At 70.7% G+C, this 13,698-nt stretch carries 9 protein-coding genes and 1 riboswitch; of the genes, 7 read left to right on the top strand and 2 right to left on the bottom strand.

Features of this window, described 5'->3' with window-relative positions; translation table 11 throughout:
- Nucleotides 1-206 precede the first annotated feature (206 nt).
- The 6 genes from AORI_RS49305 (at nucleotide 207) to cobN (ending at nucleotide 8,960) form a co-directional block, all read left to right on the top strand.
- Nucleotides 207-1,643: an SLC13 family permease gene (locus AORI_RS49305; protein WP_016332054.1), complete on the top strand. Its 1,437-nt coding sequence runs from the start codon at nucleotides 207-209 to the stop codon at nucleotides 1,641-1,643.
- A gap of 17 nt (nucleotides 1,644-1,660) precedes the next feature.
- Complete coding sequence (locus tag AORI_RS49300) at nucleotides 1,661-2,815, top strand: glycerate kinase family protein (protein ID WP_016332053.1); 1,155 nt, start codon at nucleotides 1,661-1,663, stop codon at nucleotides 2,813-2,815.
- A gap of 56 nt (nucleotides 2,816-2,871) precedes the next feature.
- Nucleotides 2,872-3,111: a hypothetical protein gene (locus AORI_RS49295; protein ID WP_016332052.1), complete on the top strand. Its 240-nt coding sequence runs from the start codon at nucleotides 2,872-2,874 to the stop codon at nucleotides 3,109-3,111.
- The gene (locus tag AORI_RS49290) at nucleotides 3,095-4,537 is read left to right on the top strand and encodes a sensor histidine kinase (protein ID WP_228688319.1); all 1,443 of its coding nucleotides are present in this window, start codon (nucleotides 3,095-3,097) and stop codon (nucleotides 4,535-4,537) included. The genes AORI_RS49295 and AORI_RS49290 overlap by 17 nt, the downstream gene beginning before the upstream one ends.
- A complete protein-coding gene (locus AORI_RS49285; RefSeq protein WP_016332050.1) occupies nucleotides 4,522-5,199 on the top strand; it encodes a response regulator transcription factor in 678 nt (225 codons plus the stop codon). The genes AORI_RS49290 and AORI_RS49285 overlap by 16 nt, the downstream gene beginning before the upstream one ends.
- A gap of 53 nt (nucleotides 5,200-5,252) precedes the next feature.
- Nucleotides 5,253-5,325: riboswitch (cobalamin riboswitch) on the top strand.
- A gap of 53 nt (nucleotides 5,326-5,378) precedes the next feature.
- On the top strand, nucleotides 5,379-8,960 hold the full coding sequence (gene cobN / locus AORI_RS49280; RefSeq protein WP_016332049.1) for a cobaltochelatase subunit CobN: 3,582 nt from the start codon (nucleotides 5,379-5,381) through the stop codon (nucleotides 8,958-8,960).
- 381 nt (nucleotides 8,961-9,341) lie between these two features.
- On the opposite strand, the gene AORI_RS49275 is transcribed toward cobN, so the two are convergent.
- Nucleotides 9,342-10,430, bottom strand: a complete 1,089-nt coding sequence (locus AORI_RS49275) for a dihydrofolate reductase family protein (protein ID WP_016332048.1) — start codon at nucleotides 10,428-10,430, stop codon at nucleotides 9,342-9,344.
- Nucleotides 10,431-11,050: 620 nt separating this feature from the next.
- On the opposite strand from AORI_RS49275, the gene AORI_RS49270 reads away from it, so the two are divergent.
- On the top strand, nucleotides 11,051-12,616 hold the full coding sequence (locus AORI_RS49270) for an ABC-F family ATP-binding cassette domain-containing protein (RefSeq protein ID WP_016332046.1): 1,566 nt from the start codon (nucleotides 11,051-11,053) through the stop codon (nucleotides 12,614-12,616).
- A gap of 10 nt (nucleotides 12,617-12,626) precedes the next feature.
- On the opposite strand, the gene paaE is transcribed toward AORI_RS49270, so the two are convergent.
- Nucleotides 12,627-13,697, bottom strand: a complete 1,071-nt coding sequence (paaE, locus tag AORI_RS49265; protein WP_016332045.1) for a 1,2-phenylacetyl-CoA epoxidase subunit PaaE — start codon at nucleotides 13,695-13,697, stop codon at nucleotides 12,627-12,629.
- Nucleotide 13,698 lies beyond the last annotated feature (1 nt).

Genomic DNA, 13,698 nt, shown 5'->3' with positions numbered 1-13,698 from the left:
GACCGTGTGGATTTCGGGACATCCAACGTCCCAAAATCCACACAGTCCATCACCAACGGACCGGTCACGACCAAAACACCGGCACCCGCAAAACCAGAGCCCCTCAGAACCTGCCCGCCGCACGGCAACAGCCGCCAAGCCAAACATGAAGACCTCCTCATCCGTCCTTAACGGACGATTCAGGAGCGCGCCACAAGCTGATCACCGTGACCGCCTACACCTACACGACCAGCCCACCAAGAAAGCCCACCCACTCCGGAAAACCCAAGCACACCAAGGCATGGCTGATCCCCACAGCAGCCATCCCGGCACTGGGCACCGCGCTCGTACCCGGCGGGCCGGGCTGGCAAGGCGCACTGGTCCTGGCCGTCTTCGCTGCGGCGGTGGGTGCCTGGGTCCTGACCAGCCTGGACGACACGTGGATCGCGCTTGCGGCGGTGGCCGTCCTGGCCGTGGCCGGAGTGCTGGCGCCCGCCGATCTGTTCGCCACCCTCGGCGCGGATCTGGTGTGGCTGCTGATCGCGGCGTTCGTGCTGGCGGCGGGGCTGACCGGATCGGGGCTGGTCGACCGGTTCGTGGCCATGGTTCCCGCGCGGGCGCGATCGGTGCGCGGGCTGGCGCATCTGTCGACGGTCGCGTTGGTGGTCTCGTCGCTGGTGGTCCCTTCGACGTCGGGGCGGGCGGCGCTGGCCGTGCCGGTGTTCACCGCCTTGGCGGGCGCGCTCCCGCGGATGGTCAAGGCGCTTTCGGTGCTGTTCCCGACGGTGGTGCTGCTCTCGGCGGTCTCGACGCTCATCGGCGCGGGCACGCATCTGGTGGCCGACCAGCTCCTGCGTGAAGCGACCGGCGACGGCATCGGCTTCCTGCGCTGGCTCTTGCTGGGCCTGCCGCTGGCGGTGGTCTCGTCCCATCTCGCGGCCGAGGTCGTCCTGCGGTTGTTCACCACCCGCGAAGACCGCCGTGAGCGGTTCGACCTGCGCGCCGAGTTCCCACCGCGAGGGCCGTGGACGCGGACGGAGCGGTTCGCGGCGGTCACCATCGGAGCCGTGCTGGTGCTGTGGTGCACCGAGCCGTGGCACGGACTGCCGCCCGCGCTGGTCGGCCTCGTCGGTGCCTTGGCGATGTGCGTGCCGCCGCATCGGGTCACCACTGGTACGGCGCTGAAGACCGTGCCGTGGTCGTTGCTGCTGTTCACCGCCGCGACGGCCGCGCTGGGCGGGGCGCTGGTGGCGTCGGGCGCGGCGGCGTGGGTGGCGGACGTGGCTTTGAGTCCGGTCCGAGGCGCGCCGGCGTGGGTCGTACTGATGGCGGTGATCGTGGTGAGCACGGCCGCGCACCTGGCGGTGCAGTCCCGGTCGGCGCGGTCTTCGGTGCTGGTGCCGGTGGTGATCCCGCTCGCGACGGCCACCGGGCTGGCCCCGGCCGCGGCGGTGTTCGCCTCCACCGCGGCGGCGGGGTTCTGCCACACCCTCACCTCGTCCGCCAAACCCGTCGCCCTGTTCTCCGGCATCGACGGCGTGCCGACTTATTCGTCCCGCGACCTGCTCCGGCTTTCGAAAGTGCTCGCGCCGCTGCACGTGGTCGTGGTCGCCGTCTTCGCCTTGCTCGTCTGGCCGTCCCTCGGCCTGCCACTCGTGCCCTGACCCATCAGGAGGAAGTCATGCGGATCGTTGTCGCCCCCAGTGGGTTCAAGGAAAGTCTCGGCGCCGAAGCCGCCGCCGACGCCATCGCCGAGGGCGTGCTGCGGGTCGTCCCGTTCGCGGAGATCGACCGCGTCCCACTCGTGGACGGCGGGGAGGGTTCGGCCGCGGCGCTGGCCGGGAGCACCGGCGGGAAGATCGTGGACACCGTCGTCACCGGGCCGGTCGGGCTGCCGGTGCGCTCCCATTTCGCGATTCTCGGCGACGGCTCGACGGCGGTGGTCGAGATGGCGGCGGCCGCGGGGCTCCGCCTGGTGCCCGCCGATCGCCGCGACCCCGGGCGCACCACCAGCCGGGGCGTCGGCGAGCTGATGATCGCCGCGCTCGACTCGGGTTGTTCGTCGGTGCTCATCGGCTGCGGCGACTCCGGCGTGTCCGACGGCGGGGCCGGGGCGCTCCAGGCGCTGGGTGCCCGGGTGCTCGACCGCGCCGGTCAGGAGGTGGGCCCCGGCGGGGCGGAGCTGGCGCGGGCCCGGCATATCGACGTGTCCGGCCTCGATCCGAGACTCGCGGACACCGAGCTCCGGCTGGCGGTCAACCCGCACAACGTGCTGTGCGGCCCCCGCGGCGTGGCGAGGGTGTTCGGCCCGCAGAAGGGCGCGACCCCCGAGCAGGTGGAAAGACTCGCCGCCGCGCTGGACAACTGGGCCGGCGTCCTGCGCCGCGACCTGGGCGCAGACGTCGCACTCACCCCCGGATCGGGTGCTTCCGGCGGCCTCGGCGCGGGACTGTGCGCGGCGCTGGGAGCCCGGCTGCTGCCCCGTTTCGAGGTCCTGCTGGACCACGTCGACCTCGACGCGCGGCTGGCGACGGCCGATCTCGTGGTCACCGCCGAGGGCACGATCGACGCCCAGACCCCGTACGGGAAGGTGCCCGCCGAGGTGGCACGCCGGGCCAAGGCGCACGGCAAGCCGGTGGTCGCGCTCGCCGGGCGGATCGGTCTGGACGCCGACACCACCTACGCGGTCGGTATCGACGCCTTCCAGGCCATCCAGCCCGGTCCGGTGGCTCTGGACGAGGCGATCTTGCGCGGAGCGGAGTTCCTGACCGACGCCGCCGAACGGTTGCTGCGGATCGTGCTGGTCGGCACCCGCCTGTCCGTGCCCGTTATGTGAAGATTCCTTCATCTTGTCCTCATTTTCGCCACATCGACGGCCGGGAAGGTGGAGCCATGGCCCGTTCGCCGCGTATCGCCCTCCTCGTCGCCGCCGTGGCGCTCCCGCTCGGTGCGGCGGCGGTCACCTGGGCGTGGCCGGAGCCGCCCGCGCCGCGGCCACCGATCGAGGTGAAGCTGCGAGATCACCCGGCTCCACCCCCACCGCCGAGCAGTTCGACGCCGGTGGTCGTGCCACCGCCCCCGGTGGTCCCGCCTGGCGACGACCAGGACGACGACGGTGCCGACGACGACTGAACCCAGGATGCGGGCGGTCCCCGCGCGGATCCGGATCATGGGCTGGCTGCTGCTGCTCGTCGCCGTGGTGACGGTGTCGACGACGCTGGTCACCTACAACCTGTTGCTGCGCGAGGTCGACAGCGACGTCAACGCCGCGCTCGAACAGGAAGCCGCCGAACTCGGCCAGGTACTGGAAGAAGGGGTGGATCGCGCCACCGGGCAGCCGTTCCCGGACGTGCGGTCCGCGCTTTCGGCGCATCTGCGGCGCCAGTACGTCGACGACGACGAAGTGGTGCTGGCCTGGACGCCGTCGTCCGGGCCGATCCTGCAGGACCGCGAGGAACCGTTCCGGCTTGGCGAAAGCCCGGGACTGCTGAACCCGATCCTCGCGGACCCGGCGCGCAGCGGCAGCGTCGAGACCCCCGCCGGGGAGATGCGCTGGATCCGCGTCGACGCGTCCGGCACCCGCGAGGGCGACCGGGGTTCCTTCGTCGTCGGCTACTTCGTGGACCGCGACCGTGCCGAGATCGCCACCACCGTGCGGACCCTGCTGTTCGTCGGGTTGCTCGGGCTCGTCCTGGCCGGGGCCGCGGCCTGGCTGGTCGCCGGGCAGATCCTCGCCCCGGTGCGGCTGGTGCGCCGCGCCGCCGCCGAGATCACCGAACACGACCTGACCCGACGCATCCCGGTGGACGGCCGCGACGACGTCGCCGCGCTCGCCGAACAGTTCAACGCCATGCTCGACCGGCTCGACCTCGCGTTCGCCACCCAGCGGCGCTTCCTCGACGACGCCGGCCACGAGCTGCGAACCCCCATCACGATCGTGCTCGGCCACCTCGAACTGCTCGACGACGACCCGGTCGCTCGGGCCGAGGCGATCCGGCTGTGCGTCGACGAGCTGGACCGGATGAACCGCATCGTCGGCGATCTCCTGCTGCTGGCCAAGGCCGAACAGCCCGACTTCGTCACCCTTGCCCCCACCGACGTCACCGAGCTGACCAGCGACCTTTACGCCAAGGTCCGCACCATCGGCGATCGTCGCTGGCGGCTGGAGGCGCTCGGTGAGGGCCAGGTGCCGCTCGACGAGCAGCGCACGACCCAGGCCGTGGTGCAACTGGCCCAGAACGCCGTCCAGCACACCGAAGACGGTGACGAGATCCTGATCGGCTCGGCCGTCTCCGAGGACACCGTGTCGTTCTGGGTGGCCGACCACGGTCCGGGTGTCCCGCAGGAGGACGCCGAGAGGATCTTCCAGCGGTTCAACCGGGGACCGTCGGGCGGCCATCGGAGCGGGGCCGGGCTCGGACTGGCGATCGTGCGCGCCATCGCCGAGGCCCAGCACGGCCTGGTGCGCCTGGAGTCGGCACGCGGCCGCGGCGCCCGGTTCACCATCGAGATCCCTGTTCATCCAGCCGAAGGAGGCACGCCGTGGCCCGCATCCTGATCGCCGAGGACGAGGAGCGCATCGCCTCGTTCGTCCGCAAGGGGCTCGTCGCCAACGGCTTCACCACCACCGTCGTCGCGGACGGTGAGCAGGCCCTCCAGTACGCCCTCGGTGACGGCTACGACCTGCTGGTGCTCGACCTCGGCCTGCCCTCCCGCGACGGCCTGTCCGTGCTTCGGACGCTGCGCGAACACCACAACACCACCCCGGTGGTGATCCTCACCGCGCACGATTCGCCGCAGACCACCCTGGCCGGGCTTGAAGGCGGCGCCGACGACTACATGGCCAAACCGTTCCGCTTCGACGAGCTGCTGGCCAGGATCCGGCTCCGGCTGCGCCGCACCGAACTCGTCGCCGAGACCACCGTGCTGCACGCGGGCCCGCTGTCGCTGGATCTGCGCACGCGCCGCGCGGACGTCGACGGCACCGGCGTCGACCTGACCTCGCGCGAGTTCGCCCTGCTGGAGCTGTTCATCCGCCACCAGGGCCAGGTGCTGACCCGCGAGCAGATCCTCTCCCACGTGTGGGGGTACGACTTCGACCCGGGCTCCAACATCGTCGACGTCTACGTCCGCACCCTGCGCCGCAAGATCGGGGCGGGCCACATCCGCACCGCGCGCGGCATGGGCTACGCGTTCGACCCCGGTCGCACATCACCTTGACTCGCGCCGGAGCGCACCGGAGAGTGAACCGGAGACCCATGCGACGGCAGAGGGAGGAACCCGGTGAGAGTCCGGGGCGGTCCCGCCACTGTCACCCTCCTTGCCAGGGAGGGGAGCCAGGAACTCCGGCCGTCGCGACCACACGACCCGGGGCGCGGACACCCCGAGTGAGGACTGCCGTGATCCTGCTTCTGTCCACTTCGGACACCGACCTGCTCAGCGCCCGCTCCAGCGAGGCCGAGTACCGGCTGGCCAACCCGGCCCGCCTCGACCTCGCCGAGCTGCCCGCCCTGCTCGACGGCGCCAAGATCGTCGTCGTCCGGATCCTCGGCTCCGAGCGCTCCTGGCAGGAGGGCCTCGACACGGTTCGCGCGAGCGGCGCGCACGTGGTGGTCCTCGGCGGCGAGCAGACGCCGGACGCGCAGCTCATGAAGCTGTCCACCGTCCCGGCGGGCACCGCGGCGGAGGCGCACGCGTATCTCGCGCAGGGCGGCCCGGCCAACCTCACCCAGCTGCACCGGTTCCTGAGCGACACCCTCCTGCTCACGGGTGACGGCTTCGAGCCGCCCGCCGTGCAGCCGCTCTGGGGTGTCCTGGAGCGCGAGCCGAAGAGCACCGAGGGCCCGGTCGTCGCGATCCTCTACTACCGGGCGCATCACCTGTCCGGGAACACCGAGTTCGTCCACGCCCTCTCCGACGCCGTCGAAGACGCCGGGGGCCGCGCGCTCCCGATCCATTGCGCCTCCCTGCGCACCCGCGAGCCGGAGATGATGGCCGAACTGGCCAAGGCCGACGCGCTCCTGGTCACCGTGCTGGCGGCCGGCGGCACCCGACCGTCGGAGGTCGGCGCGGGCGGGGACGACGAGGCGTGGGACGTCGCCGAGATGGCCGCGCTCGACATCCCGATCCTGCAGGCGCTGTGCCTCACCAGCGACCGCGAGACCTGGTCCGCGAACGACGACGGCCTCTCCCCGCTCGACGCGGGCAACCAGATGGCCGTCCCCGAGTTCGACGGCCGCCTCATCACCGTCCCGTTCTCGTTCAAGGAGATCGACGACGACGGCCTCCCCAAGTACGTGCCGGACGCCGAGCGCGCTTCACGGGTCGCGAAGATCGCGCTCGCGCACGCCCGGCTGCGCCACACTCCCCCGCCGGAGCGCCGGATCGCGCTGATGCTGTCCGCGTATCCGACGAAGCACTCCCGCGTCGGCAACGCCGTCGGCCTCGACACGCCCGCGTCCGCGATCGAACTGCTGCGCCGCATGCGCGACCAGGGTTACGACCTCGGCGAGGACCCGTTCCCCGGCGTCGAGCCCACCGGCACCGACCAGCCCGACGGCGACGCGCTGATCCACGCGCTCATCGCCGCGGGCGGCCAGGATCCGGAGTGGCTCACCGAGGAACAGCTGTCCGGCAACCCGATCCGCGTGCCCGCCGACAAGTACCGCGCTTGGTTCGCCGAGCTGCCCGCGGAACTGCGCGAGGGCATGGAGGAGCACTGGGGCCCCGCTCCCGGTGAGCTCTATGTGGACAACGGCGACATCGTCCTGGCGTCGCTGCAGTCCGGCAACGTCATCCTGATGATCCAGCCGCCACGCGGCTTCGGCGAGAACCCGGTGGCGATCTACCACAACCCGGACCTCCCGCCGAGCCACCACTACCTGGCCGCTTATCGCTGGCTGGAGGAGGAGTTCGGCGCGCACGCCGTCGTCCACCTCGGCAAACACGGTTCGCTGGAATGGCTTCCCGGCAAGACCGCGGGTCTCTCGGACTCGTGCGCGCCGGACGCCGTCCTCGGCAATCTGCCGCTGATCTACCCGTTCCTGATCAACGACCCCGGCGAGGGCGCGCAAGCGAAACGGCGCGCGCACGCCACGATCGTCGACCACCTGATCCCGCCGATGGCCCGCGCCGAGAGCTACGGCGACATGGCCCGCCTGGAACAGCTCCTCGACGAGCACGCCAATATCGCCGCGATGGACCCGGCGAAGCTGCCCGCGGTCCGCGCGCAGATCTGGACGCTGATCCAGGCCGCGAAACTGGACCACGACCTCGGCGTCGAGGAACGCCCGCACGACGCGGAGTTCGACGACTTCCTGCTGCACATCGACGGCTGGCTGTGCGAGGTCAAGGACGCCCAGATCCGCGACGGCCTGCACATCCTCGGTGCCGCGCCGGTGGGCGAGGCGCGGATCAACCTCGTGCTCGCCATGCTGCGCGCCCAGCAGATGTGGGGCGGCAAACGGGGCGCCGTCCCAGGCCTGCGGTCCGCGTTGGGACTCAAGGAGAACAGCGACGCGCCACTGTCCGAAGTGGACGCGATCGAGCAGACGGCGCGCTCGCTCGTCGAGGCGATGGAAGCCAGGGATTGGTCCCCCGCCGCCGTTGCCGAGGTCGTCGCCGAAGTGCCGGAACATCAGGAGGTCGCCCGCGTGCTGACCTTCGCCGCCACCGAGATCGTGCCGCGGCTGGCGGGCACCGGCGCCGAGATCGACGCCGTGCTCCACGCGCTCGACGGTGGTTACATCCCGGCGGGCCCCAGCGGTTCTCCCCTGCGCGGCCTGATCAACGTGCTGCCGACCGGCCGCAACTTCTACACCGTCGACCCGAAGGCCATCCCGAGCCGCCTCGCGTGGGAAACCGGACAGGCGCTCGCGGACTCGCTTCTCCGCCGCTACAAGGAGGACACCGGCGACTGGCCGCGTTCGGTCGGTCTCTCGGTGTGGGGCACGTCGGCGATGCGCACGTCGGGCGACGACGCGGCGGAAGTCCTTGCCCTGCTGGGTGTCCAGCCGATCTGGGACGAGGCTTCGCGACGCGTCACCGGCATCGAGGCCATCCCGCTCGCCGAACTCGGCCGTCCGCGGATCGACGTCACCGTGCGGATCAGCGGGTTCTTCCGCGACGCCTTCCCGCATGTGATCACCCTGCTGGACGACGCCGTGCGCCTCGTGGCGAACCTCGACGAGCCGGACGAGCAGAACTTCGTGCGGGCCCACACCCGCGCGGATCTGGCCGCGCACGGCGACGAACGCCGGGCCACCACGAGGATCTTCGGTTCCAAGCCGGGCGCGTACGGCGCGGGCCTGCTGCCGCTGATGGATTCCGGGAACTGGCGCGACGACAAGGATCTCGCCGAGGTCTACGCGGTCTGGGGCGGGTTCGCCTACGGCCGCGACCTCGACGGCAGGCCGGCGCGCGAGGACATGGAGAACTCGTACAAGCGGATCGTGGTCGCGGCGAAGAACACCGACACCCGTGAGCACGACATCGCCGACTCCGACGACTACTTCCAGTACCACGGCGGGATGATCGCGACGGTCCGCGCGCTGACCGGGACCGCGCCCGCGTCCTACGTCGGCGACAGCACCACCCCGGACGCCGTCCGCACCCGCACGCTCGGCGAGGAGACCGCCCGGGTCTTCCGGGCCCGCGTGGTCAACCCGCGCTGGCTGGCGGCCATGCGCAAGCACGGCTACAAGGGCGCTTTCGAGCTGGCGGCGACCGTCGACTACCTGTTCGGTTTCGACGCCACCGCCGGGGTGGTCGGCGACTGGATGTACGAGAAGCTCACCGAGTCCTACGTGCTCGACGAGGTCAACCAGGAGTTCCTGCGGCAGGCCAACCCGTGGGCGCTGCGCGGCATCATCGAGCGGCTGAACGAGGCGGCCGATCGAGGGCTGTGGGCGGAGCCGGACGCCGATCTTTTGGCTCAGCTGCGCGAGGTCTACCTATCGCTGGAGGGGGATCTCGAGTCCTGACTTGCCTGTTGGCGGAGCTGAGCAGTGGCCGCGAAAGGTGACCATACGCGTGAACCCGCCACGGCCGAAGGCCCCGCTATCGCGGTGGCAGGGCGCCCTATCCGCATCCGTGACAGGGAAGGCTAGGCCGCGTCCTGCCGACGTCGATCGCGGTCGCGGGTTCACCAGAGACATTGCTGTCACCCGCTGGAGCAGCGCCGTGGCACTCCCGGCGGTACCACTGTCGTATGCGCAGAACTTAGCGTGACAAGGGCGGTGGGACGTCAATGATCGGGAGGACAGCGATGATCAAGCGTCTGTTGAAGGTCGTGCTTCGCCACGGTTGCTGCTCGGCGTGCACCGGTCTGGGCTGCGGCTGCTGCGACGCCTGCAAGTAGGAACTCAGAGGTGGACACCCGGGATATGGGTGTTCGCGCGGCGGACGTCGGCGGCGAGGGCGGGTACCTCGATCACCCGGCGTCCGGCCGCCTCCAGTGTCTCGGCGCCGACGCAGTCGACGAACACCGACGGCTCGCGCCAGGCGAAGACGACGCGCGGGATGCCGGCGTCGAGGATGAGCTGAGTGCAGCTTCGCGGATGTGACGTCCGCGAGCTGCACGGCTCCAGTGACGTGTACATCGTCGCCTCCGCCAGCCTCGGATCACCCGGTTCGAGTTTGGCGAGCGCGGCTTCTTCGGCATGGTTGGCGGGATCGCCGTCGCCCGAGAAACCGGTGGTGATCACTTCGCCGTCGGCGGCGGTGATCACCGCCCCGACACGGAACGTACGCGGCGGACAGTTCTCGGCCAGCGCGATGGCCTCGCGCAGGTGTCGAATGTCCACATCGGACGGTTCCGGCGTCGCGTGGTACTCCAGGACGGCGATGTCACCCAGCCTTGTGCTTTCGACCAAGGTCAGCCCGCGCGGGAAGGCCCCCGGCCCGACGAATCGCGGCGCGTTTGGGTCGCCGACGAAGAACGGCGCGACGGCCAGATGCAGTTCGTCGACCAGGCCTTCGGTGAGGAACTGGGTGTGGACCGCGCCGCCGCCTTCGACCATCAACCGCCGGACGCCGCGCGCGTGGAGATCGGCCAGCACTTCCCTCAGGCCGGACAGTTCGACGACGGTCGCCTTCACTCCCGTGACGACGCCGGGCGGGGCGTAGACCAGCTTCTCGGCGTCACCGACGGTGAAGAACTGCGCCGCCGGATCGAGTGACCCGCTCCGAGTAAGGGTGACCTTGACCGGTTGCTCCGGGCTTCCTTCCGCGACCCTTTTCGCGACGAGCTCCGGCGAGCGGACCAGCAACCGCGGGTTGTCCGCGCGTATCGTGTTCGCGCCGACCAGGATCGCGTCCGACGCGGCACGCAGCCCGTCCACCCTGGCCCAGTCCTCCTCGTTGGACAGCACCAGCCGGGTGTCGCTCGCGTCATCGAGGTAGCCGTCGAGGGAGACCGCGGCGGAGAGCAGGACATGAGGGCGTTGGATCACGATCGCCAGTATGCCCCTCGCTGGCCGTCGAGGTGACGGACCGTGTCTTGGGGGTGGGCGTGTGGCCGGTCGGTTGTTGCCGGGAATCGGCGACGGCTGGGCTGGCCCGATGTTGCGTCGGGGTCGCCCGCAGCGGTTGCCGGGTTTCGGCGACGGCTGGCTGCGGGAGCCGCGGACCGTCCCGCGACCGAGGCCCGCACCGTCGCCGGAATTCGGCAACAGCTACCCACGGAGCGGCCCGTTGTCACGTCGGATCGACGCACCAGCGCCGTTGCCGGAATTCGGCGACGACCAGCAGGGCCCACGACTCGACCCGAAGTCACGACACCGACGTCGACGCACCCGCGCCGTCGCCATAATCCGGCAATACAACACACCTGAATCCAGGCAGCTCCCCAAGAAATCCCGCCGACGATGGCACCAGTCCATGATCCAGAACCTCCAGCGGACGGCAACGGTGCCGCCTCGGAACATCTTCCCGACGGCCGAACGCCGCAGACCAGACGCCCGCGCAAGCTCCGCAAAAATCGATCGCCACACGACCACCCACGAGGTAACCTGCCACGGTGATCTTCTGAGACGAACCTGCGCCCCCATCCACCTCCTTCGCAGGGAGTCTCATGTCTTCTTCCTTGACGCTTTCCGACGTCACCTACACCTGGCCCGACGGCGCACCGGCGTTCGAGCGCCTTTCGCTCACCCTCGGCACCGGCCGCACCGGCCTGGTCGGCACCAACGGATCCGGCAAGTCCACGCTGCTCAGGCTGCTCGCCGGCGAGCTGCGGCCCACCACCGGTTCCATCACCACACCGGGTGAACTCGGCTACCTGCCGCAGAACCTCGTCCTCGACACCGAACGCCGCGTCGACGACGTCCTCGGCGTCACCGCGATCCGCGCGGCGATCAGGGCCGTCGAGGACGGCTCCGCCACCGAAGAGCACTTCGCCACCATCGGCGACAACTGGGACGTCGAGGAACGCATCCGTGCGATCCTCGACCGACTCGGCCTGGGTGCCGTCCGCCTGGACCGGCGGGCGGGAGAGCTGTCCGGCGGCGAGCTCACGCTGCTCGGGCTGGCCGCTCTGCTGCTGCGCCGTCCCGCGGCGTTGCTGCTCGACGAGCCCACGAACAACCTCGACCTGCGGGCGCGTGAACTCGTGCACCGCGAGGTCGCGGGCTGGGGAGGGCTCCTCGTGGTCGTCTCGCACGATCGCGAACTGCTCCGGCTGGTCGACCGGATCGCCGAGGTCCGCGACCACGAGGTCACCCTGTACGGCGGCAACCTCGCGGCCTACGAACACGCCGTCGAGGTCGCTCAGGAGGCCGCGCGGCGGCACGTGCGCGCGGCGGAGTCGGACGTCAAACGGCAGAAGCGGGAGCTGGTCGAGGCCGGGATCAAACTCGCCCGACGCGCCCGCTACGGCCAGCAGATGTGGGACCGGAAACGCGAGCCCAAGGTACGGATGCGCAAACGCCAGGAGGACGCGCAGATCGCCGCGGGCAAGTACCGGAACCTGCACACCGACCGGTTGGAAGGCGCCGTCGAAGCGCTGAAGGCCGCCGAGGAGCTGGTGCGGGAGGACGCCGAGATCCGCGTCGAACTTCCGGAAACGACCGTTGCCCGCGGCACGGACGTGCTCCGCATCGACGCCGTGCCCCGATTCGGCCCGGCGATGGACCTGCACGTCATGGGCCCAGAGCGGATCGCGCTCGTCGGCCCGAACGGTTCGGGGAAGACCACCCTGCTGCGGACGATCACCGGCGAGCTGCCGCCGAAGTCGGGCGAGGTGGGGCTGTTCGTCCCCGCGAGGCTGCTCCCCCAGCGGATCGACGTGCTGGACGACACACTGTCCATTGTGGACAACGTGCGGCTGGTCGCGCCGTCGCTCACGGACAACGAGATCCGCGCCAGGCTCGCGCGATTCCTGTTCCGAGGCAAGGCGGCCGACCGCGAGGTGGCGTCGCTGTCCGGTGGGGAGCGGTTCCGGGCCGCGCTGGCGACGTTGCTGCTGACCGAACCGACGCCGCGGCTCCTGCTGCTCGACGAGCCGACGAACAACCTCGACCTGGCGAGCGTACGGAGGCTCACCGAGGCGCTGCTGGCCTACCGGGGCACGCTGATCGTGGCGAGCCACGACCGGCCGTTCCTCGACGACATCGGCATCACAAGGCAATTAGTCCTCTGAACGCGGGCGGTCAGGCGTCGAAGTCCACGGTGACGGCGTCGGAGACGGGCACCGACTGGCAGGTGAGCACGAAACCGGCGTCGACCTCGGCCTTCTCCAGCGCGAAGTTGCGCCGCATGTCCACCTTGCCGTCGCAGATCTTCGCCCGGCAGGTGCCGCACACGCCGCCCTTGCAGGCGAACGGCAGGTCCGGGCGGAACTTCTGCGCGCCGTCGAGCACCGAGGTGCCGCGCGGCAGCGTCATCGTCGTCGACCGGCCGTCGAGGACCAGCGTGACCTCGCTGGACGCACCCACGACGGCCGGGTCGACGTGGTGCACCGGCTCCGGCGGAGTGTCCACATAGAACAGTTCCTGATGCACCCGCTCGTCGGGGACGTCCAGCGAGCGCAGGAGTTCCTGCGCGCCGGTCACCATCTCGAACGGCCCGCACAGCCACCAGTGCGCGACGTCCTCGACCGGGATCAGCACGCTGCACAGGCGCCGCAGCTTCTCCGCATCGAGCCGCCCGGTGAACAGTTCGGCCTCGCGCGGCTCACGCGACAGGACGTGGACGAGTTCCAGCCGCGCGGGGTAGCGGTCCTTCAGATCCGCGAGGTCGTCGGCGAACATGACGGTGTCCGTGCGGCGGTTGCCGTAGAGCACGGTCACCGTAGCGTCGGAGTCGCCGAGCAGCGAGGACGCGATCGACAACACCGGCGTGATCCCGGATCCGGCCGCGATCAGCACGTGATGCCCTGCGGCTTCCAGATCGGGGCTGAAGTTACCGGTCGGCGGCGCGACCTCGATCTCGTCGCCGGGTTTCACGTCGCGCACGAGCCACGACGAGAACAGCCCGCCCGGCACCTCGCGGACGCCGACCCGCGGCGCCGCGCCGGCGGGCGCGCAGATCGAGTACGACCGGCGTTCGTCGCGGCCGTCGATCTCCCGGCGCAGGGTCAGCGACTGCCCCGCCTTGAAGCGGAAGGTGTCCGCGAGGGCTTCGGGCACGTCGAAGGTCACCGCGACGGCGTCGTCGCACAGGCGCTGGACGTCCGCCACCTTCAGGGCGTGGAATCCCGTGCGGCGCAGGGTTGCGGTCACG

The sequence above is a fragment of the Amycolatopsis keratiniphila genome, assembly GCF_000400635.2.
Classification (GTDB): Bacteria; Actinomycetota; Actinomycetes; order Mycobacteriales; family Pseudonocardiaceae; genus Amycolatopsis; species Amycolatopsis keratiniphila.
This window is presented reverse-complemented; position numbering and strand designations above follow the sequence as displayed.

Bases quoted from the DNA above. Each gene is read 5' to 3' on its own strand.
- AORI_RS49300 (WP_016332053.1), top strand. From the start codon at position 1,661: ATGCGGATCGTTGTCGCCCCCAGTGGGTTCAAGGAAAGTCTCGGCGCC.
- AORI_RS49295 (WP_016332052.1), top strand. From the start codon at position 2,872: ATGGCCCGTTCGCCGCGTATCGCCCTCCTCGTCGCCGCCGTGGCGCTC.
- AORI_RS49270 (WP_016332046.1), top strand. From the start codon at position 11,051: ATGTCTTCTTCCTTGACGCTTTCCGACGTCACCTACACCTGGCCCGAC.